The following is a 22,723-nucleotide window of genomic DNA, read 5'->3' as shown; positions in this document are numbered from 1 at the left end:
AGCCCGTTTCTTCGTCATCAAATAGAACTAAGTTGATTTTCTATCAACTTTTTTGATCCAACGCTAGAAACCTACCTTAAATATCCGCACAATATCGCTGTCCCTTAGACTAACAGTGAACGTAAAAATGCCTGAGATTAAACACCCTTTTTTTCTAATGTCTAACCCTATCCAAGACTTCGCTTGGGGTAGTTATGATTCTATGCAAAACTTGTTCGGATTTAAAAATCCTGAACATAAGCCGCAAGCCGAGTTGTGGATGGGCGCTCATCCCAACGGGTGTTCTGGCATTGTTGTAAAAGGGATCCCAACCAAGCTTTCTGACTTTATCCACACCAAGCCACAATCTATTTTGGGTAAACGCACTGCCGATAATTTTGGCGAGTTACCTTATTTGTTTAAAGTGCTAGCAGCGCGAACGGCTTTGTCGATTCAGGTGCATCCAAGTAAGCAACAAGCAATTGATGGTTTTGCAAAAGAGAACCAAGCTGGGATAGCCTTGAATGCTTCTAATCGTAATTACAGAGACGATAATCATAAACCTGAGCTGGTATACGCTTTAACGCATTACCAGGCAATGAATGGATTTAAGCAAGCGCATCAAATTATTGATGTTTTTACTAGCTTAGATAGCAAGGTGACCAATGGCTTGCTCGCTGCATATGTAGCGAATCAAACCGAAGCTGGTTTACAGCAGTTTTTCGTTGCTATGCTTGCCTTAGAAGGGCAGCAGAAACAACTCGCGTTAAGCGATTTACTGACCTACGCCCAATCTCGTGCTGATAACGAGGTTTTTGAACTCGTAAGCAAACTAGCGCAAAGCTACCCGAATGATATTGGAGCATTTTCACCTTTATTTCTTAACGTGTTGACTTTGAAACCGGGTGAAGCAATGTACCTAGACGCTTGCACCCCTCACGCCTATGTTGAAGGCACCGGTTTAGAAATTATGGCCAATAGTGACAATGTATTGCGCGCTGGTTTAACGCCTAAACATATTGATATTAATGAGCTAAGTGATTGTACTCGCTTTGCTGCGATTAAAGACTCAGATTTACTCAGTACTGCTTTGGTGAGCGAAGAAGGGGATCTTTACCCAGTTCCGGTACCCGATTTTAAATTCAGTGTTGCCAACTTAAGTGAATGCTCAGTTAATGTTCAAAGTGATTGTGCTCAAATTGTCTTTTGTATCGATAGTGAATGTCAGTTAAGCACAGTAGATGATCAAACGCTGACTTTACAAGCGGGACAATCTGCTTTCATTCCCGCTTATGTTCGGAAATTTGCAATGACTGGTAAGGGACGGATTGCTAGAGCGTATAGCTAATACCAATCACAGTAATTTATTGATCATTATTGTTTGACTAAAACACCAATTTTGTCGTCATAACTCTTGTCATTAGACCAAAAATATAATGGGATTGGTATAATATGTGCTCAAGTGAGTATGAGTTCTAAACTTAGTACTGAGAATGGACATGCTTGTTGGCAAAGACCACAGCCATCGCATTTAGTTGAATCTATTTGCGGTAGCTGCTTAGGTATGATTGTTATTGCCTCTTTTGGACAAGGTGCGTTGCAAAGAGTGCAATCTCCAAATAGTTTGTTTTGGCAGCTGCTTGAGAACACCGGCCTTAATCCAATATCCTTATTTGATTCTGATAAGGCATTGCTGGGGCAAACCTCGCTACACTTATTGCACTGACTGCAAGAGCCATAATTGAGATTAAGTTGAGCTAGGCCATCGCTTATCTCTATGACTTGCTCAGGGCAAATTGAAACACATAGAGCGCAGCCATTACAACTGGCCATAAAAACGGACTCTTTTACCGCACCTGGTGGACGAGGGCAGGTTCTCTTTACCAAATTTTGCTGACTATCTTTAATTGCTTGCTTAGGTACCGCGCCAAAAAGGCGCAGTAAGCCACGGCGGCTGATCTGCTTATGAGCTAGAAAAGCTTGGTCGTGTAAGTCAAACTTATCCGACATTAGCGATAAATCTTTTTGGTTTCAGGCTGGATTTCAAGGCCACTTTGAACGACTTCACACCACTGTTTTGCTAATTGCGCTAGCACTTTGTAACTATTAGAAAGGGCATTGGCTTCAACCAACTCCAAATAACGATAACACCAAACCAGTAAGTGCTCCGTTAACAGCTCTTTTATAATGCGAATATCACTATTGGTTTCGATTAGCTGACTCATGGCAAATAACATTAGACCAAATTGATCTTCTGGTTCACGCATACCGGTGTTGAGCTCTATGCCTTGCCGTTTTAGAAAGCTACGATAACTTAGCAGTGAGTCACCAAAGATGACCTGTTCCTTATCTAAGTATACCGATCCCCATGGTGGGGCATGCATGATTTCACCCCCTTCGAACAGCAAGAAAAAATCATTATTGAGCGTGTCATCACTGTCATACTCGAGTGCTTGAACCAGTTGTTCAAATCCATTAAGTTCTGCGTCGGGGTCAGCGGCAAACTGGCGCAGCATACTTCGGTTATTTGGCTCGGTTAGCGGGTAATAGAACAGAGAGCCAAATAGCTTAGCCATCGAACCAAGATCGTTGAGTGTTATTGTTTGTGCTTCAGCTTGTGGGTCTACCATTGTTTATTCAACCTCAGAAGGAGAGACAAGCTCTCCCGTAGATTTAAAGTAATATTGGTCGCACTACATACCGGCGGTCATGTGCAGGCCGAAAAAGACGCCACGACTCATAAGTTCTGAAATCAGAACCAATGCGAAGCCAAAGAATTGTAGGCCGACACCTTGTTTACAGCCAAATAACCATAGGCCTACTCCGACAATAAGTAACACTAATCGGATACTTACGAGCTGTGCCAATTGAGGAACTAAACTACTGGCTGAGTATAGCGAACTACTTATATCATTTAGGCTTATGATGTGGTTAACCGTGCTAAGTAGTATAAGCACTAAACCAGCACCGACGACGAGCTTTGAGAACTTAGTAATCGCAGATGTATTTAGTTTAGCAACGCTTAATAAGCTATGCCCATACATGACCCCGCTCACTACGATAGTAGCTACAAAAGCTAAAGGCGTATAAATGGTGTTCCATGTAGGTACAGTGTTAATCAAATACACATTGATCATCGCATACATGAAGAAGGCACCAAAAACGATGCTTAACACCAACAAAATTTTGTTGAGCATAGGGCTGGTTTTATTCAACATTGTTAGCAACCACAACACACCACCGCTAGCAAAGAACAAAACGCTGGACAAAATTTCATTTGATAACCAGCTGCTACCAACTTGATTGAATGCATTAATAGCCCGCAATGGGCTTCCCAAATGAGCCGTTGATGCTAATAAGCCTAGGCCCATAAACACCCATACGAAAAATTGTAGTTTTATGCCGGCTGTTTTGTTACTTGGCTCTTGATTAACGATCGCTAGGTTTATCAAAAGGTAGGCACCAAACGCTGTTTGGGCAAATACGGTAAAGACCACTAAGGGCCATTCATGCCAAGCCATTTTATACCTCCTTTGGATTTGCTAAGTGACCAGAAGTATCGCCAGTTGGTCGTGCGTGGCGATTCGCTTTGATCACAATGTTGGGTTTAGTTAGGGCTGATGACGGTAAAGGCGCGCAATCCGCATTAGTGCCGTATTTAGCGCGTAGTTCTGCTATAGGACCGAATTCTAAAGCTCTAAGTGGGCATGAACCGACACAAATAGGCTCTGATCCTTGTGCTACACGTTCAAAACAACCATCACATTTGGTCATGTGTCCTTTTTCTGCGTTGTATTGCGGCGCACCATAAGGACATGCATTCGCACAATGCTTACAGCCAATACATACGCTTTCATCAACAATGACAAAACCATTTTCACGTTTGTGCATTGCACCTGAAGGGCAAACTTTAGCGCAAGCTGGTTCGTCACAGTGATTACATGCTATTGAGGTGTAATAAGCGAATACATCTTGGCGGTACGTCCCGTTATCTTCTACCCAATTACCCCCGGCGTATTCGTATACGCGACGATAATTTCGGTCGACATCTAAGTTTTTAAAGTCTTTGCACGATAGCTGACAAGTTTTACAACCAGTGCACTTGCTTGAGTCAATATAAAAGCCATATTGTGTCATTGTTTAATCCTTAAGCCGTAGCCACGCGTTGAACTTCAACGAGGTTGGTATGTTGAGGGTTACCTTTAGCCAGAGGGCTAGGGCGCTGACTCGTCAAAACATTGATACTGCCGTTATGGTCGACTTTGTTTCCATCAGGTGCGTACCACGCTCCTTCACCTAGAGCGACAACCCCAGGCATGATCCGTGGGGTCACCTTTGCGTGGATCCTAACTTCACCGCGTTGATTGAATATGCGAATACGTTCACCATGTTCTATCCCTCGGTTTTTAGCGTCGATAGGGTTTATCCACATTTCTTGTTGCGCGGCTTGTTTTAGGACATCAACGTTGCCATAGGTTGAATGGCAACGGGCTTTGTAATGAAAACCAGTTAATTGCAGTGGATATTGGTTACGAAGCGGTGAATCCCAACCCTCAGAAGTACTCACATAAATAGGCAAAGGATGAATAACATCGCCCTCATCAAGCTCCCATGTATCCGCGATGTGGGCTAAATCTTCAGAATAGATTTCTACTTTGCCTGAAGGTGTTGTCAACGGGTTGTTGACTGGGTCACTTCGAAATGCCTGGTAGGCAACATAATGACCATTAGGATCGCTACGTTTTACGATGCCTTGTTTACGCACGGTTTCAAAGTCGGGAAGACTAGGATCGAGTTCAAGAGTTTGTGCGTAAAGATGACGAAGCCATTGCTCTTGCGTTCTGCCTTCTGTGAATTGCTGCTCTGTACCTAGGCGTTTAGCAATGTCGCTACAGATTTGATAAATACTACGCGACTCAAACTGCGGTTCAATGGCTTGATCGGCATAGATGAAATATGGCATGTTTGCCGCTTTACCATCCATACAGAAATCAGCTTGTTCTGAGGTGGTCAAATCGGGCAATACGATATCCGCATACTTAGCAGAGGACGTCATATGGTTATCGATGACCACAATCATTTCACAAGCATTTTCATCCTGCAGAATGTCGTGGGTTCGATTGATGTCGGAATGTTGATTGATTAAACAGTTGCCTGCATAGTTCCATATAAATTTAATAGGTACATCAAGTTTATCTTTGCCGCGGACTCCATCGCGAGTCGCTGTCATTTCAGGACCACGCACAATTGCATCAGTCCACAAGAACATAGAGATAGAGGTTTTAACTGGATTTTCAAGGGTCGGAAAACGTACAAATGGAATATTGTAATCAGACTCTCGCGCACCAGATCCGCCACCATGGATCCCTAGATTTCCGGTAAGGAGTGACAGCATAGCTATTGCACGCGAGGCAATTTCTCCATTTTGAGATCGCTGTAATCCCCAACCTTGATATATAGCGCAAGGTTTGGTTAAACCTATTTCACGTGCAAGTTTAATGATTAGGTCAGCAGGGATGCCTGTAATGGACGATGCCCATTCCGGTGTCTTCGGCGTTTTGTCGTCACCTTTACCAAGAATGTGCGACTTATAATCACTATTTGCGGGTGCTGATTTTGGTAGCGTGCTCTCATCATAGCCAACACAATAGGTATCAAGAAATTGTTGATCGACTAGATCTTCACTTATCATGACATGGGCTATTGCAGAAACTAATGCTGCATCAGTGCCTGGTTTAATAGGCACCCATTGGTCTTCGCGACCGGCAGCTGTGTCGGTATAACGCGGATCAATAACTATCATTTTGGCATTAGATTTTTCTTTGCTTTCAATCAAATGGTGAATAAGACCACCACCAGACATGCGCGTTTCAGCAGGGTTGTTACCAAATTGAACAATCAGTTTAGTATTTTCTGTGTCTGAAAAGGAATTGCCGTTAGCCCACCCGCCGTAAGTATAAGCAAGTCCTTTCGCAATTTGAGCAGTCGAGTAATCACCATAGTGATTAAGATAACCACCATTAAGGTTCATTAGGCGAGCCAATAAAGTTTTTCCTGGTGGCCAAGAACGTGTGACCGTGCCGCCGAGGGTGCCCGTGCCATAGTTTAGATAAAAGGCTTCATTGCCGTAATCTTTGCGGATGCTGGTAATGCTGTTGGCAATCTCATCGTAGGCTTCATCCCAGGAAATTCGTTTAAATTTTCCTTCCCCACGTTTCCCAACCCGTCTTAATGGGTATTTTAAGCGGTCTGGATTGTAAACTCTGCGGCGCATTGAGCGGCCCCGAAGGCAGGCCCGAACTTGTACATCTTTGTTTTCGTAGTCATCATTACCGGTATTATCTGTATCAACCCATTTAATTTCGCCATCTTGGACATGCATCCGCAACGGGCAACGACTACCACAGTTAACGGTACAAGCACTCCAAACGACTTTTTCTTCACTCGCGACTGAATCGTTGGCTTTAGATTTAAAGGATGTAAAAGGCAGGCTTACAGCACTGGTTACGGCTGCAACTCCACCGGCAATGGACGTGGATTTAATAAATCCACGTCTAGATACCGATTTATTAAGGATAGGCTTGAACACGTTCTTCATGACGCACGACTCTTAGCAAGGGACTATATTTGGTAACTAGACTACTTAGTTAGGAGTATAGAGGCTTGACCTGCATCAACTATTACAGTGGAATGAATATCTTTTATTTAGAGAGTGTTTGGAATGATATTCTTTATATTGCAAACATATAGTTGCTGGTGGTTTTATATATCGAAAAGCTATTAAAACCCATGACAAAATAGTCACGGGTTTTTGGTTCAATAACCAGCTAAGTTTTGAAGTAACGTCGAGCATTTTTAACGCAAATATCACTGACCAACTGACCCATCATATTTAAGTCATTCGGTGCCTCACCGTTTTCAACCCACGAGCCAATCATTTCACATAAAATACGGCGAAAATACTCATGACGGGTATAGGACAGTAAACTACGTGAGTCGGTTAACATACCTACAAATTGGCTAATTAAACCAAGCTGTGACAATTGTGTTAGTTGACGGATCATCCCGTCTTTTTGGTCATTAAACCACCAGCCCGACCCAAATTGAATCTTGCCAGCCATACCGCCACCCTGGAAGTTACCAACCATTGTAGCTAGAACTTCATTGTCATTAGGATTAAGACAATAAAGAATAGTTTTTGGCAGACTATTAGTGCTATCGATTGCATCAAGCAATAAGCCTAATGGTTGAGCGATATTGCGGTCACCAATGGAGTCGTAACCACTATCGGGCCCTAACAGTTTGAACATACGGCTTGAGTTATTGCGCTGCGCTCCAATGTGTAGCTGCATAACCCAATTACGGCGGTGGTATTCTGTGGCGAGCCAGACCTGAACAGCACTACCAAATTGGGCAATTTCTAGTTCACTTAGAGTAGTTTGTTTGGTTAAACCTTTTAATAAAATACCATCTAAGACCTGCTCGCTAGGGATATTGGCAAAACGTAAAATTTCGATGCCGTGGTCAGCCGCTAGGCAACCATGAGCATCGAAATGATCAAGCCGCTTCATTAAGGCATCTTGTAGCTGACTAAAACTTGAAATTGAAAGATCGCTGACTTGCTCTAAATTCGCGATGTAATCAACAAAACCTGGCAATTCAATTTTAAAGGCTTTATCTGGACGCCAGCTTGGGGCAACGCTTATGTCAAAACTGCTATCAAGAGCAATGCTTTTGTGGTGCTCAAGGCTATCAATTGGATCGTCAGTTGTTCCCACAAATTCAACATTCATTTGTTTCATGATCCCGCGAGCAGAAAACTCTGGGGTCGCGAGTAGGGCATTTCCTTGTTCCCAAATTTCAGTTGCGGTATCAGGATTAAACAGTTTGCCTTGTATCCCGAATGGACGGCGTAATTCTAAATGAGTCCAATGATAAAGAGGATTACCCAAACACATGGGGACCGTTTTAGACCAAGCTATATACTTGTCAAAGTCACTAGCGCTGCCGGTGATTAGTTGTTCTTCGATACCGGCACTTCTGAGCGCTCGCCATTTGTAGTGATCACCTTCGAGCCATATTTGGCTTAAGTTATCAAATCGACGATCCTTAGCTATGTCACTTGGATTCAAGTGACAATGATAGTCAAATATAGGTAATTGAGCTGCGTAGTCATGGTACAAGCGACGCGCTGTTTCAGTGCTTAAAAGAAAATCATCGCACATAAAGTTTTTCATTTTCAGCTCCTAAAACGATGCGTTAGTAGTATTGGTACTTGCGACACATTGCTTTGCCCCTTTTGCCTTTAACAACAAGTAGGCATTTTGAACTTCGCTAACAAAGTTTTTATCGTGTGAGAGGGTGTTGCCAAAGATACTTGGTAAACTTAGAACCCTTGCCACGATGTCATCTTCAGATGTGTTATAGATATCTTTAAACTGCGTAAGCATAGGGTCTTGAACATCAATAGCCTTACCTTGTTCATCTACACCACCTATGTAGCGGATCCATCCTGCAAGACCTAAAGTAAGTAGGGGGTGCGCTTGTTTACGTTCTCGATGATAAAGAATCGAATCAACAAAGCGTTGTGGCAGTTTTTGGCTACCATCCATTGCTATCTGCCAAGTTCGATGTTTCAAACTTGGATTAGTAAAGCGTTCAATTAATAGTCGAGCATACGCTTGTAGGTCAGTCCCCTCGGGCATGCTTAAAGTCGTTGCTTGTTCGTTGATCATTAGTTGATGGGCAGCATCTTTAAACTGTTGGTCTGCCATAGTGTCCGAAATATGCGGATAACCGGCTAGATAGCCTAAATAAGCTAAAAACGAATGGCTACCGTTTAGCATGCGTAATTTCATTTCCTCATACGGAATGACGTCATCAACCAACTGTGCCCCGCCCAATTCCCATTGTGGTCGTCCTGCTACAAAATTATCTTCAATTACCCACTGCAAGAACGGTTCGCACGCAATGGCAACTGGATCGGCGACATCTAGTGCTACTTCTATACTCGCTAGGGTTTCGGGTGTTGCAGCGGGTACGATTCGGTCAACCATAGTACTTGGGAAAGAAACATTGCTTTCAATCCAGCTGGCAAACTCGCCGTCTAGTTGTTTAGCAAAATCTAAAATTGCAGCTTTAGCCAAGTGACCGTTTTCTGGGATGTTGTCACATGACATCACACTAAAAGCGTTTAGTCCTAATTTACGACGCATAGCCAAAGCCGCAACAATGAAACCTAAGGCTGACTTAGGTTCGTCTGGGGTTGCTAAGTCCGATAAAACCAATGGGTTATTAAGGTCTAATCGACCTGAACCTGATTCTATGCAATAACCTTTCTCGGTTATAGTCATCGAAATAATAGCAACTTGAGGCTCAGCCATTTTGTTAATGATGGCTTGGGTACCGTCAAGCGAGACATGCAAAGACTCATTAACACTGCTAACCACTTTATAGTCGGTGCTCTGGGCGCCAAGTTCTGCTACACAAAACAGATGATCTTGGGCGCGTAAGTCTTTAATCAGTTGTTCGCCCCCAAAAAGATTGACTTCACAATAGCCCCAATCGCTGCTTTGTTGTTCTAGAACTCGGTCAAGGATTAGCGCTTGGTGGGCGCGGTGAAAGGCGCCGAAACCGATATGAACAATCTTTGACCTTAACTGGGCGCGATCATAACTTGGTACCTGAACGTGAGCAGGCAGATCTACCGTTGCAATAGTTTTCATATTAGTGGCTCCTACAGCGAGTCTAGTTGAATAGTATTGTTCATTAAGGCTGCCCCATTTACAAAAACGGGACGTGTTTCGTTAACTGGTAATATAATTTCAATGCTTGAGTAGGCGGGTTGCCATTGCCCCTGTTTAGATATATTTAGGTCGATACGTTCAAGTTTACATTGCATAACTATGTCTAGTTTAAGAAAGCTTTGTTCCTGATAAGCAAAGCTTTCGCCGTCATCATCAAATATGCTTCGTGAACTTTGTCCTCTGCCTTGTAGTGGAAATACGCGTAGCTGACGTTGTGTGTCTGATTGAGGGTTTACGTGCGCCAAGCGTGAGCTGGTGGCAATTATACTCCCGGCTTGAGCAAGCAGTGGTTGGCGCTCAAGTGGTGCGTCAAGCACCACGTTTTGAGCTGCCGCAAACCATTGCCCCGAATAATAGCAATACCAACCATGAACATTATCCGGTAAATAAACCTCACGTTGGCGTTGACCTTGTTCAACAACTGATGCAACTAATAAGTCGCGCCCTAATAGATAGTCGTCGCATTCTTCGAGTGTCTTAGGGTCATGTTCGTGGTCAAAGAAAGTAGGGCGAAGCATGGGCTCGTGATGCGCATGAGCCGCATACAAACTGTCATATAGATAAGGTAAAAGTTGATAGCGTAGGGCAATAGCATCGCGAATTATGGGAGTTACTTCTGGATACATCCAAGGCTCGTTTACGGTAGCATCATCATTCCATGAGTGGATAGTGAAGCGAGGGTGCATCACCCCATTTTGTACCCAACGAGCAAACAATTCTGGTTCGGGCCGTAAACCTGAGAAACCGCCTACATCGTGTCCAACATTGTATAGTCCCGACAAGCTCATGCCCACACCCATACGAATGTTATAACGTAAGCTATTCCAATTGGTCCGGTTGTCTCCGGTCCAAGTTTGCACATAGCGGTTCATACCTGGACAGCCCGAACGTGATATCAGAAAAGGACGAAGATTCGGCTGATGTTCGATTTGAGCGTCAAATGATGAGCGCATCATGAGTAGCGGTTGCAATGGACGAATGAGGCGTATTGGTATTTGTTTTCCAAAACCAAAACAACGTGCATCTCCATCCCATACTTCGTACTCGTTATTATCATTCCAGGTCGAGTTGATGCCTTTATCTAATAGCTGCTCTTTAACATTCTGTTTCCACCAACTGACGGTGTTTGGATTGGTAAAATCGAGGTGCGAGCCGCTATCGTCCCAAAACACAGAACTCTCTGGTTGGTCGAACTCAGAGTCTTTAATAAACAAACCTTGCTCTTTAACTTCATTAAAACGAGGATGATCTTGTAGCAGACATGGTTTGATGTTTGCGGCTAAATACATACCAGCATCATGGAAGCCTTTACTCATAGTTTCAGGGCTTGGTACTTTGTCGTAATTCCAATTAAATACGTATCGTTTAGCACCGATAGATGTATAACCCGAGGAGAGCTGGAAAGAATCACAAGGGATGTCATGCTCATTGCACAGGTTTACGAACTCTAATAGTTGCTCCTGAGCATTGGGCGCATCGGTGTAATGCATCGTGGAGCCACTGTAACCTAGGCTCCATTTTGGACCAAAGAAAGTACCGCCAGTCATTGCTGTGTAGCGTTTAGTCACATCGCTAACTTTTGGTCCCAAGATCATATAGTAATCTAAGTCCCCATCTTCAGCGCGATATGAACGATAAAATTCGTGGTAGTTATCAAGCTCATTGCCTAAATCGAACCAGCAACTAGCAAGGTTATCGTAGAACAATCCGAAGGCTGCATCTTGGGTACGGGTAATGTAAAAGGGGATATGTTTGTAAAGCGGATCTGTAGTTTCTGCGTTATAACCCATCGCATCTAGGTTACGCATTTCATAACGCTTACCTTTACGGTTTAAATCACCGGTTTTTTCGCCAAGTCCATAGTAGTTATCATCGTTACTGCGAGCCATGTAATGTTGGACTCGACCATCTTTTACTCCTAATGAATAGGCTCCTGTTTTCCGATCGCGAGCTAAGGCTTGCCATTGTCCTGCAATATTGTGTTCCCACTCGAGGGCTAAAAACAAACCTTGTACAACTCGTAAGCGTAGTTTGTCAGTCGTGATAGTTACGTTGTCGCCATTGTCGGTGCAGTCATAATCGGGCAGCGAAAATCCCTGTGTTGACATACGTTCGCGACCTTCAAAAGGTACGTCTTTGCCATCAGGCGCAATTGACCACGTTTTGTCGAGTCTGAATTGACCATTGTTTTTAAAAAGAACTCGGATAATGTCGTGCTCAAGTACGAAAATATGCATGCTATGACGTTCATCACATTCAAAGTCGATACGATTGTCGTGACTCTGGATAAAGCGCCAATTTTTAACTGTTTTCATTGTATACATCCTATAAAAGTGAAGCTCTCGCTTCACTTCTTTGAAATTGAATTGCTTAGTAACCTAAGAAATACTGCGGTAAGGCAAGGCTTAGTTTTGGAATGAACGTCACCAACATCAATGCAATGACTAACACGGCGTAGAAAGGCAGTAGGGGTTTTACCACTTTATCAATTTTGACTTTACCCACTGAACAACCAATAAAGAGTGCACTACCCACTGGTGGAGTGCAGATACCGATGCATAAGTTGAAGGTCATCATCACCCCAAAATGTACAGGGTCCATACCTAAGTCCATTGCGATGGGTAAAAAGATGGGTGTAAAAATAAGTAGTGCTGGTGTCATGTCCATGAAAATACCAACAATCAAAAGTATTAAGTTGATAATCAGTAGGATAATGATCGGATTTTCTGAAACGGCAAGCAGGGCATCACTAATCATATACGGAATGTCGGCGTTGGCCATAGCCCAGGACATACCCATTGATGCACCAATGAGTAGCAGCACGATTGAAGTGGTAACCACTGACTCCAAGATAATTTTTGGTAGCTGGCGTAAACTAACTTCGCGATAAAAAACGACTGCCAGTAATAAGGTATAAACAACAGCGATAGCAGAGGCTTCGGTTGCAGTAAAGATACCTCCTATGATCCCACCCATGATCACAGCGATCAACCCTAGACTCGGTAGTGCTCTCCAAGTAGTGGTAAGAACCTGAGACAGGCTAGAGCGTTGGTCAACGGGGTAGTTGCGGCGTTTCGCAATGATACCTGCGACTGTCATTAGTCCTAGTCCCATTAGCAGCCCAGGAATATAACCAGCCAAGAAAAGCGCGCCAATTGAAGTACCGCCGGAAATAAGTGAGTACACGATGAAGGTATTGCTAGGTGGAATAAGCAATCCAGTAGGGCACGAGGTAATGTTAACGGCAGCTGAATAAGCTGGGTCGTAACCTTCTTTCTTCTGTAGCGGTGCCATAGTGCCGCCAACTGCAGCTGCTGAAGCAACTGCTGAGCCGGATATTGCACCAAACATCATATTAGCAATGATGTTTACATGAGCAAGAGAGCCAGGAAGTCGACCCCCTAACACTTTAGCAAACATAATCAAACGCATGGCGATACCGCCCTGGTTCATGATGTTGCCCGCTAAAATGAAGAAAGGGATAGCGAGTAAAGCAAAGCTATCCAATCCTGATGCCATCTTTTGCGAAATGACCGCAATTGCAGGCTCAAATGGTAGCGACAATAAAACCGTAAATAGGGAAGAGATACCGATCGCAAATGAAATAGGTACACCAATTCCCAAGAAAATGAAAAAACTACCGAATAAGACAATTAGAACTTGCCATTCCATGTGTATTGCTCCTAACGCAAGTGCGTTTATAGTGAATTGGGTAAGGTTTTTAACTGAGCTAAATTTAATTTAAAATCATTGATTAGGTACAAGATCATGAAAATTCCTGACAGAGGAATTGCAGCGTAAACTAGGCCCATTTCGATTCCTAATGCTGGTGAAACCTGACCAGTAGACAAGGTTTTAAGCATTAGCCGACCTCCCCCATAGCTTAAAATGACAGAGGCAAAGCTAAAGCTAATAACGTTGATTAACATATGTAGTTTGCAACGCATACGGGGTTTTTGTTCAAGTTTAAAATCTAGTAAATCAATAGCGAGATGGCGTTTTTGACCGAGTGTGTAAGCGGCACCCATTAAGGCTACCCAAATAAACAGAAAACGAGCGACTTCGTCAGTCATGGTACTCGGTGCATTTAACACATAACGCGAAAACACTTGCCAAACCACGCAGACCACCAAAAAACTACTTAGTGAAATACAAAAGATTGATAACGCTCGGTCCATTATAGAAATGAGCTTGTTCATAAGATCTCCTGAGAGTTAAGTGCTATCGAACAACACCAACAATGATACTTAGATGATGAAAAATTTAGCGCAAGTATAGTTATGTAATTGGTAAGACCAAGTGATATTGATCACAAATAATTGGACTGACCAAAGTGAGGGATAAAAGTGTGACAAGGATCTTAAATGGCTGATAAAGGCATTGAAACTATTATTTTTAAGCGCAAAATCCCGTTTCGAGATTGGAACTGATTCTTTGGTCCTACCAAATATCAATAACAAGAAACTACCCTATAGAAATGGAGAATACCTATGTTTGGGAATAAGAAATTGCTTGCTACGTGCATCACAAGTGTTGTTGCGGCAAGTCTATCTTTTTCAGCAACAGCTGCGACTAACTTAAAGCTTAGCCATAACCAAGACCGAAACCATCCGGTGCATAAATCAATGCAGTTTATGGCTGACGAAGTTAAAGAGCTTACGAACGGTGAGTTAAAAATTCGGATTTACCCAAATGGACAATTGGGAACACAACGTGAATCTATGGAACTACTGCAAAATGGCGCGCTAGACATGGCGAAGTCAAATGCTAGTGAGATGGAATCATTTGAACCTGCGTATGGCGCATTTAACATCCCGTATATTTTCCGAGACCGCGAGCATTATTACCGTGCAATGTCCGGTGAGGTTGGCGAGCAAATATTAGATGCATCATATGATAAAGGCTTTGTAGGCCTAACTTATTATGATGCAGGCGCTCGTAGCTTTTACGCAAATAAAGAGATTCTTACTCCTGCAGACCTAAAAGGTCTAAAAATTCGCGTACAGCCAAGCCCAACAGCGGTGAACATGATTAAACTCATGGGTGGTTCTCCAACACCGTTAGCCTACGGTGAGCTATATACTGCATTACAACAAGGTGTTGTAGACGGTGCTGAAAACAACCCAACCGCACTAACTAACTCGCGTCATGGTGAAGTATCAAAGGTATTTAGCCAGGATGAGCACACGATGATCCCTGACGTACTCGTTATTAGTTCGACATCATGGGACAAATTAAGTAGCGAGCATCAAGTTGCGCTCAAAAAAGCCGCAAAAGATTCAATGATGTTCCATAAAGACTTGTGGTCAGAAATGACAGATGCAGCGATTAAGCAAGCTCAAGATGAAATGGGTGTGAAAGTTGTTCAAGTTGAAAAACAAGCATTTGTCGATGCGGTTAAACCTATGCATGACGAAGCCTTGAATAACCCAGCGATTGCAACATATGTAACAGCTATTGATGCCTTAGCACAATAGTATATTTACCTGATTGAATAGGGGGCTTTGCCCCCTTTTTAGGAGATCTAATGTTAGAACGATCCAATTTAGCTGACAACGCCATTAATAGTTTGCATGACGAACAGTACGATGTGCCTTTTAATCTTCAAAATCTAAATCACACCAACATGCTCTTTGTAGCTGGCCGAGACACTGAGTCTCTTAATGGACACTGGAATTTTGCCGTTGACTTGCTAGATACCGGATTACGGCAACGATGGTACGCAATGAAACCCAGTGCAGCAGAAGCTAGGTCAGAGCCTTGGGATTATGATCCTTACGTAGGTGAAACCGTCGCAGTGCCTTCGTGCTGGCAAATGCAAAAAGAGAAATGGTATTTTTTTGAGGGTAGTGCTTGGTACACCCGCGCTTGGGACTATGTTGAAAAAAATAGCAATGAACGAGTTTTCTTACGAATAGGTGCTGCGCAATATGATTGTAAAGTGTTTCTCAATGGTGAGTTTTTAGGCAATCACTACGGGGGATCAACTCCGTTCTTTGTCGAGTTTACGGGAAAACTAAATTCTGGTCGCAATTGGATTATGTGTTGTGTGAACAACACTAGAACCCTCGACAGAGTCCCGATGCGAAATACCGATTGGTTTAACTATGGTGGTATTTATCGAGACATCGAAATTATCCGCACCCCCTTCGCTACAATTACCGATGTGCATGTCTTTTTAAAGCCCGATAACAACTACAATTGCGTACATATCGAAATCGAAGTAGACGGTCCAAATGGCTATTTAGATTTTGAAATAAAAGAACTAGGTATAAAACAGCAAGTTGCCGTAGTTTCTGGTAAAGCCGCAGCAGACATCCTTTGTCAACCACAATTATGGTCGCCAGATTCGCCAAAGCTATATACTATTGATTGCCAATACTTGTCTGACAGTGTTCAAGATCAGGTTGGTTTTAGGCAAATAGAGGTCCGTGGTACGGAGATATTTTTGAATGGCAACAATATTTTTCTACGTGGTATTAGTGTCCATGAAGATGACATTCAAGATGGCAAAGTGGTTACTGTTGAAGACTTAAAACGACGCTTTGCGCATGCAAAAGAACTTAATTGCAACTTTATGCGATTCGCTCATTACACGCATCATGAAATGGCTACCAAGTTAGCTGACCAATATGGCATTTTAGTGTGGGCAGAGATTCCCGTCTACTGGGCAATTGATTTTGAAAACCCAGCAACATATAGGGATGCTCAAAACCAGTTACTTGAAATGATTAAACGTGACCGTAATCGGGCAAGTGTTGTTATTTGGTCTGTTGGAAATGAGAATGCTGATACTGACGCTCGTCTCAAATTCATGTCTGATCTTTGTCACAGCGCACGTGAGTTTGACCCTTGTCGTTTATTATCAGCGGCTTGTTTGGTCAACCATGCAAAAAACAAAATAGAAGACCGTTTAGCAGACGTATTAGATGTGATCGGAATTAACGAATACTACGGTTGGTACGAAGAAGTGTTCGATGAGCTTATTGCTATCGGGGAAAACTCCAACCCAGGAAAACCTGTTGTAATATCTGAAACAGGTGCTGACGGGTTCATTGGAAAAGGAGCGCCAAGTTCAGGTTTCTTTAGTGAAGCTTATATGTCGGAAGTGTACCGTGAGCAAATCGAATATCTAGAGCGATTGGATTACATCAAAGGCATTTCTCCCTGGATACTCTATGAATTTCGGGTTGAACGTCGTCAGAATATGTTTCAACAAGGCTGGAATCGCAAAGGTCTAATTTCTAATGACAAATTCACCAAAAAGGATGCTTTTAGTTTACTTGGTGATTTTTACAAGAAGCTGGAACTACAGCAATAATGGGCAATAAGCCCCTGTTTATCGAGGTTAAAAGAGTTGTAAATGAATTCACCTAAGCGTCTATATCAAGAGGTAGGGATAGCCCTAAAAGATAGAATTGAAGCTGGCGAATTTATCGTGGGAGATAAGCTACCTGCAGAGCGTGAAATTGCAGAGATGATGAATGTAAGCCGCTCGGTGGTTAGAGAAGCACTAATAATGCTGGAGCTACAAGAAATAGTAAATGTCCGCAAAGGCTCTGGTGTTTACGTCACTCACTTACCCAGTGATACGGTCAGTGATGAAGCACATAAGCACAAACAATTGGATCACTCTACCTCCGATGTTGGACCGTTTGAATTACTTCAAGCACGGCAATTTCTAGAAAGCCGTATTGCTGAGTTTGCAGCAACTCAAGTGACTAAGAATGACATATCAAGGCTTAAGCAGGCTTTAGAAATGGAACGTAGTCATCTAGAAAACGATAGTCAAGATTACGATGGCGACGAAATGTTTCACATCGCTATTGCCGAGGCGAGCCAAAATAGCGTACTTGCTGATATGGTCAAAGATTTATGGGTACGCCGCAATAACAGCTCTATGTGGCAACAATTACATGTACATATTAGTAATCAAGATTACCGTAAAAAATGGCTGCATGATCATGAAAAAATATTAGCCGCGTTGCAACGTAAAGACCCTGCAGCCGCTCGCGATGCAATGTGGCAGCATTTGGAAAACGTTAAGCAAACTCTGCTTGGATTTTCAGACGTTGACCACCCCGAATTTGATGGTTTTCTATTTAATGAAAACCCAATTATTAATTAATATTAGATGTAAGGAAAGACAATGGAACAAACATGGCGTTGGTATGGGCCGCAAGACCCTGTTTCTCTTGATGATATACGGCAAGCGGGCGCAACTGGCATAGTCTCAGCCTTGCACCATGTTCCAAATGGTCTAGTTTGGAGTGTTGAAGAGATCCAAAAGCGTAAACAAGAAATTGAAGCTAAGGGTATGAATTGGTCTGTTGTTGAAAGTGTCCCTGTCCATGAAGAAATAAAAACTCAAACGGGTGACTACAAGTTATGGATTGAGAACTACAAACAAACGCTAGTCAATTTAGCAAAGTGCGGCATTGACACCATTTGCTATAACTTTATGCCCGTCGTTGATTGGACCCGTACAGACTTAGCTTATGAAATGCCTGATGGTTCTAAAGCTCTTCGATTCGACCAAATAGCGTTTGCTGCATTTGAAATCTATATTCTAAAGCGTCCAAATGCTAAAGAGTCTTATACCGAGCACGAACAAGCTGAAGCTAAAATTTACTTCGACGACATGTCAGCAGAAGCAATAGCAAAGCTTACTAAAAATATTATAGCGGGATTACCTGGTGCCGAAGAAGGTTACACACTTTCAGAGTTCCAAACCCAGCTAGATCGGTATGCAAATATTGATCGTGACACCTTGCGTAAACATCTAGCCGATTTCTTAAAAGAAATTACACCAATTTGTGATTCCAATGGACTTCGTCTAGCTGTTCACCCAGACGATCCACCGCGTCCTATTTTAGGCTTACCTAGAGTTGTGTCGACGATTGAAGACATTGAGTGGCTAACCACGGAAGTTCCTAGCCCAAGCAATGGAATCACAATGTGTACCGGATCGTATGGCGTACGTGAAGACAATGACCTGGTTCGCATGACCGAAGCATTTGCGGATCGAGTTTACTTTACCCATTTACGTTCAACGCAACGTGAAGAGAATCCTATGAGTTTTCACGAAGCGTCACACATGGCTGGTAATGTTGACATGTATGGCATGGTTAAAGCTATTTTGAGTGAAGAACAACGTCGTCGTGCACATGGCGATGAACGCCTTATACCTATGCGCCCAGACCATGGTCATCAAATGCTAGATGACTTGCGAAAGCGCACAAATCCAGGGTATTCAGCCATTGGTCGACTTAAAGGTTTAGCCGAGGTTCGCGGGATGGAAGCAGCCTTAAAAATTGCGTTTTTCGACGCCAAATAACTAAATAAACCTCATGTAATTTCAAGGTCAATTTCTATTGGCCTTTTTTTTGTTTATCAAGCCCCAATAATACCAATCCCATTATATTTTTGGTCTTTTACTTGTTGTACTAAAGATTGGTGTTTTAGTCAAACTATAGTGATCAATAAATTACTGTGATTGGTATAACAATCTGGAAAATATGAACCTTTGCCCACCTATGCTCGTATTAGATATAAGCAATAAGAGGAGAGACTGCTATGTTTGGACTATTTAAGCGAGATCCGGTGAAATCAAAACGCAAAGAATATGATTATCTACTTGAAACCGCAATGCATGCCCAAAGACGAGGAGACATTATGACCTATTCGATGCTCAGTGCAGACGCAGACAAGTTATGGCGTGAAATTGAAGACCTTGAACTACAACAAAAGTAGTTCAAGGCAAATTGATGATGTTAATTAGGCTGTTGAGCTGCCCCGTATTGACTGCCTAAAATACTTTGGTTAACGATGTAACCCTCGTCGTCGATCATATAAATTACTTTACCGTCAACAAAAGTGGCTGAAAGAGTAGACGATTCGCTGGGTTTGACGAGCGCGGCGTCACTATTTGCTTGCCAACCTTGCTCTACAAAACTATCGAAACTTTGTTGATCTTCGAACAAAATAACCTGTTGATAGAACTTGATTGCCCCCCCTTGTGTAATGGGTAAGCCGGTCATTTTCAAATAGTAGGTTTGTTGACTTCCCTTAACTCGTGCAACACCGCTGCCTTGTTTAGCCAGTTGTTCTAAAGAAAACTGGCGCGAGTCGAAAACGGCGAAACCATAACTTTGGTCGAAAAGGTGCTTTGCGCTTGCTGTCGTGTTGAATAATCTGATCAAGGCGGTATCGGCCATGGTATCGATGGCTTTTTGTTCCTGCTTTGGGTCGTCTTCTGCAAGCATGTCTGAGACTGCTTGGTCGGCTTCCGCTAACCAAGACTTCCCGGTTTCTACTGATTCATTGGTCCAAGCTCCAGCTTTATTATAAGTGTCGCTGCTCCACTGCGAAAAGGATTGCCAGTATTCACTTGCTGAGCTACTCACCTCTTTCCAAGTTTTCTTACTGCTTTGGCTTATATCTTGGCCAAGTTTTTCAGCAGATTTTTTTATCGACTCCCAATCGGCGTAAGCATTTTGACTCAGTAACAGCCCTGTAAGCACGACAATGGCTTTAATTTTCATCTGAATCCTTTCCTCAATTTAGTTCAGTAGACCGTACCTTAGTACTATCAGGTTCTCAAGTATAATCCCGATGAGAATAATTAGTCTAATGCACAACTTAAGCCGGTATCGGAACTGCGCAACTGAGTATGTTCATCTGAACTTCACCAATCAACATGCTTAATGGAATGAGGGCGGTTAACGTGGTGTAGGCTAAGGCACGTTGCTCATCATCATTAACGTCATATTGTTTAAACTTCATTAGTTCAGGTTTCAATAGTTGAAATTTTGAATTGGTTTTTCCTAGGTTTTCCTGGCAACTAACACTATTGCTTGGCTCATTAGTAAGCGTAGTAAGAACATCACTAATTGACTGTTCTACCGAGCCTAATGATCGGTCAAGTTGATTCTTTTGTGTAGAATGAAAAATAATGAGTTTACCAAGATCGGCGAGCTCTTCATTAATCTTGGTTGAAGCCAACATGAGTTTATGTTGCTGGGCTTGCGTACCATTTTGTTCACTAATTTGCTGGGTTAAACCATTAATTGTGTCCAAATCGCGATGTAAGGTCTGCATTTGAGCATTACTTTGTTCCAAGCGAGCTGCCATTGCCATTAAAGAACTTGAGTCTAGTGTTGGTTTATCTTGGTTCTCGTTGGCAACTGCATTATTTTGCATACTTGCAATAGAGCATATACAAACAAGTTGCAACACGCGTAAAAGTTGTTTCAAACCATTCATCCCTGTAGAACTTATTCATTACAATCAATTGGTTAGAATCTCAGTATTAGACAACAATATAAAGCTTTTTGTCTGTAAATTGAGATTAAATTTTTTGGATTGGCTAAATCCTGATTTCCAAATTCACAATGACTTGGGTAGTGATACCGACTTTGCTAGGTTTTCTGAGATTTTAACAATCACAGATACTGCTTGCTGCATCGTATTAGTACTCGCAAATTCATGGATACCATGAAAATTGTAACCTCCGGTAAATAGGTTTGGACAAGGTAGACCCATGAACGAAAGGCGCGCTCCGTCTGTTCCACCTCTAATAGGTTTAATGTCAGGTTGGATATTTAGCTCGAGCATTGATTGTTTAGCTAATTCAATAATGTGCGGGTGGGGCTCGATCATAGATTTCATATTTGAGTAATTATCTGTGATTTTAAGCTCAACATGGCCTTTGTTAAGATTGGTATTTAGCTTATCTACTTGTTCACGCATGAATGTCTTGCGCTGCTTCATTGCAAGCTGATCAAAGTCACGCAAAATGTAATGCATTTCTGTCTTAGCGATACTGCATTTCATTGAGCCTAAGTGATAAAAGCCTTGATAGCCTTCTGTCGTTTCTGGGGTTTCGTTCACTGGCATAGCAAGCTGAAACTTAGCTGCTATTGTCATTGAGTTTACCAGTGAATCTTTAGCTGTACCTGGATGCACACTGACGCCGTGGCAAATTACTGTTGCGCTGCATGCGTTAAAATTTTCGTATTCCAATTCACCTATAGGGCCCCCATCAACCGTGTAAGCCCATTGAGCATCAAATTTTTTGACATTAAATAGATCTGCGCCGCGACCTATCTCTTCATCTGGTGTAAATGCGATACATAGTTTCCCGTGTTCGATCTCAGGATGGGAAACTAAATAATCTATAGCAGTCATGATTTCGGCAATACCTGCTTTGTTATCGGCACCAAGTAAGCTTGTACCATCGGTAGTAATTAAATCATGACCGATCAGTTGTAGTAACTTTGGATATTGTGTAGGGCATAGTGATTCGCCACTAGAGCCTAATGCAATTTTATTGCCTTGGTAATTTTTGATGACCTGTGGTTTGACATTTTTTCCTGAAGCATCGGGAGCGGTATCTAGGTGAGCTATAAAACCGATGCTTGGAACATCCTTGTTGGTATTGGACGGTAAATGCGCCATGAGGTAGCCATTGTTGTCTAAGCTTACTTCTGTTAGTCCCATAGCTAGCAATTCAGCTTCTAACATTTTGCCTAATGTGATTTGGCCTTCGGAACTTGGACTATGTTTTTGTTCTGCATTGGATTGCGTATCTATGGCTATGTAACGTAAAAAACGATCTACTACAGTCTTCATTGCGGACTCTATTTTAGTTGGCTAGTAAAATGAAAAAAATCAATGCGTTTAGCATGTGAACATCGAATTAAGGAGAGCTGATATTATTTGTTTAAACGCGTTGAATGGCAATGCGAGCAAGAGTAGTTTGCTAAAGCCTGCTTGTTTATTGCGCGACTGATTAAAACAATGTAAAGAAAGCGAACATTGTGCATGCTTATTGTTATATATACGCTAACGTTTATAAGTTAAGCGATTTCTAGCCGGTAATTGATTGCTATCTTGTGGCCGGTGAAGTCGTTTTAATTTGTTAGACTTCAGGAACT

19 protein-coding genes are annotated in these 22,723 nt (G+C 42.5%); 6 read left to right on the top strand and 13 right to left on the bottom strand.

The features are described 5' to 3' along the window. Nucleotides 1–127 precede the first annotated feature (127 nt). Nucleotides 128–1,327 (top strand): mannose-6-phosphate isomerase, class I, encoded by a 1,200-nt coding sequence (gene manA / locus DBZ36_RS06385; protein WP_120354077.1) that lies wholly within the window; start codon nt 128–130, stop codon nt 1,325–1,327. 110 nt (nt 1,328–1,437) lie between these two features. Here manA and DBZ36_RS06380 read toward each other — a convergent pair whose 3' ends face one another. From DBZ36_RS06380 to DBZ36_RS06335, 10 genes are all read right to left on the bottom strand, one after another. After that, nucleotides 1,438–1,989 (bottom strand): 4Fe-4S binding protein, encoded by a 552-nt coding sequence (locus tag DBZ36_RS06380; RefSeq protein ID WP_120354076.1) that lies wholly within the window; start codon nt 1,987–1,989, stop codon nt 1,438–1,440. Beyond that, entirely contained in the window at nt 1,989–2,609 is a 621-nt protein-coding gene (locus DBZ36_RS06375) for a molecular chaperone TorD family protein (protein WP_120354075.1), read from the bottom strand. The genes DBZ36_RS06380 and DBZ36_RS06375 overlap by 1 nt, the downstream gene beginning before the upstream one ends. A 63-nt stretch (nt 2,610–2,672) precedes the next feature. Next, on the bottom strand, nt 2,673–3,500 hold the full coding sequence (locus tag DBZ36_RS06370; protein ID WP_120354074.1) for a dimethyl sulfoxide reductase anchor subunit family protein: 828 nt from the start codon (nt 3,498–3,500) through the stop codon (nt 2,673–2,675). 1 nt (nt 3,501) lies between these two features. Continuing rightward, the gene (locus DBZ36_RS06365; RefSeq protein WP_120354073.1) at nt 3,502–4,116 is read right to left on the bottom strand and encodes a DMSO/selenate family reductase complex B subunit; all 615 of its coding nucleotides are present in this window, start codon (nt 4,114–4,116) and stop codon (nt 3,502–3,504) included. Nucleotides 4,117–4,126: 10 nt separating this feature from the next. Continuing rightward, entirely contained in the window at nt 4,127–6,577 is a 2,451-nt protein-coding gene (locus tag DBZ36_RS06360) for a DmsA/YnfE/YnfF family dimethyl sulfoxide reductase (protein ID WP_120354072.1), read from the bottom strand. A gap of 229 nt (nt 6,578–6,806) precedes the next feature. Continuing rightward, on the bottom strand, nt 6,807–8,216 hold the full coding sequence (gene uxaC, locus DBZ36_RS06355; protein WP_120354071.1) for a glucuronate isomerase: 1,410 nt from the start codon (nt 8,214–8,216) through the stop codon (nt 6,807–6,809). 9 nt (nt 8,217–8,225) lie between these two features. After that, nucleotides 8,226–9,704 (bottom strand): mannitol dehydrogenase family protein, encoded by a 1,479-nt coding sequence (locus DBZ36_RS06350; protein ID WP_120354070.1) that lies wholly within the window; start codon nt 9,702–9,704, stop codon nt 8,226–8,228. A gap of 11 nt (nt 9,705–9,715) precedes the next feature. Further along, the gene (locus DBZ36_RS06345) at nt 9,716–12,100 is read right to left on the bottom strand and encodes a glycoside hydrolase family 31 protein (RefSeq protein ID WP_120354069.1); all 2,385 of its coding nucleotides are present in this window, start codon (nt 12,098–12,100) and stop codon (nt 9,716–9,718) included. Between the two features lie 55 nt (nt 12,101–12,155). Then, nucleotides 12,156–13,457 carry a TRAP transporter large permease gene (locus tag DBZ36_RS06340; protein WP_120354068.1) on the bottom strand — a complete coding sequence of 434 codons (1,302 nt, stop codon included), beginning with the start codon at nt 13,455–13,457 and terminating at the stop codon, nt 12,156–12,158. 26 nt (nt 13,458–13,483) lie between these two features. Continuing rightward, on the bottom strand, nt 13,484–13,984 hold the full coding sequence (locus tag DBZ36_RS06335) for a TRAP transporter small permease (RefSeq protein ID WP_120354067.1): 501 nt from the start codon (nt 13,982–13,984) through the stop codon (nt 13,484–13,486). Nucleotides 13,985–14,275: 291 nt separating this feature from the next. On the opposite strand from DBZ36_RS06335, the gene DBZ36_RS06330 reads away from it, so the two are divergent. From DBZ36_RS06330 to DBZ36_RS06310, 5 genes are all read left to right on the top strand, one after another. Continuing rightward, nucleotides 14,276–15,262, top strand: a complete 987-nt coding sequence (locus DBZ36_RS06330) for a TRAP transporter substrate-binding protein (protein ID WP_120354066.1) — start codon at nt 14,276–14,278, stop codon at nt 15,260–15,262. Nucleotides 15,263–15,312: 50 nt separating this feature from the next. Further along, nucleotides 15,313–17,106, top strand: a complete 1,794-nt coding sequence (locus DBZ36_RS06325; RefSeq protein WP_120354065.1) for a glycoside hydrolase family 2 protein — start codon at nt 15,313–15,315, stop codon at nt 17,104–17,106. Between the two features lie 42 nt (nt 17,107–17,148). Beyond that, nucleotides 17,149–17,913, top strand: a complete 765-nt coding sequence (locus DBZ36_RS06320; protein WP_120354064.1) for an FCD domain-containing protein — start codon at nt 17,149–17,151, stop codon at nt 17,911–17,913. A 21-nt stretch (nt 17,914–17,934) separates the two neighbouring features. Continuing rightward, a complete protein-coding gene (uxuA, locus tag DBZ36_RS06315) occupies nt 17,935–19,122 on the top strand; it encodes a mannonate dehydratase (RefSeq protein ID WP_120354063.1) in 1,188 nt (395 codons plus the stop codon). Nucleotides 19,123–19,361: 239 nt separating this feature from the next. Further along, nucleotides 19,362–19,538 carry a DUF6435 family protein gene (locus DBZ36_RS06310; protein ID WP_120354062.1) on the top strand — a complete coding sequence of 59 codons (177 nt, stop codon included), beginning with the start codon at nt 19,362–19,364 and terminating at the stop codon, nt 19,536–19,538. A 20-nt stretch (nt 19,539–19,558) separates the two neighbouring features. On the opposite strand, the gene DBZ36_RS06305 is transcribed toward DBZ36_RS06310, so the two are convergent. The 3 genes from DBZ36_RS06305 to pepT form a co-directional block, all read right to left on the bottom strand. Beyond that, nucleotides 19,559–20,329, bottom strand: a complete 771-nt coding sequence (locus DBZ36_RS06305) for a lipid-binding SYLF domain-containing protein (protein WP_120354061.1) — start codon at nt 20,327–20,329, stop codon at nt 19,559–19,561. Between the two features lie 97 nt (nt 20,330–20,426). Then, nucleotides 20,427–21,041 carry a hypothetical protein gene (locus tag DBZ36_RS06300; RefSeq protein ID WP_147395001.1) on the bottom strand — a complete coding sequence of 205 codons (615 nt, stop codon included), beginning with the start codon at nt 21,039–21,041 and terminating at the stop codon, nt 20,427–20,429. A 132-nt stretch (nt 21,042–21,173) separates the two neighbouring features. Next, entirely contained in the window at nt 21,174–22,418 is a 1,245-nt protein-coding gene (gene pepT, locus DBZ36_RS06295) for a peptidase T (RefSeq protein ID WP_120354059.1), read from the bottom strand. Between the last annotated feature and the right edge of the window lie 305 nt (nt 22,419–22,723).

The sequence above is a fragment of the Alginatibacterium sediminis genome (assembly GCF_003610775.1).
GTDB classification, from domain to species: Bacteria; Pseudomonadota; Gammaproteobacteria; order Enterobacterales; family Celerinatantimonadaceae; genus Alginatibacterium; species Alginatibacterium sediminis.
The sequence above is the reverse complement of the archived record's forward strand: the minus strand, read 5'-3'. Positions and strand labels throughout refer to the sequence as shown.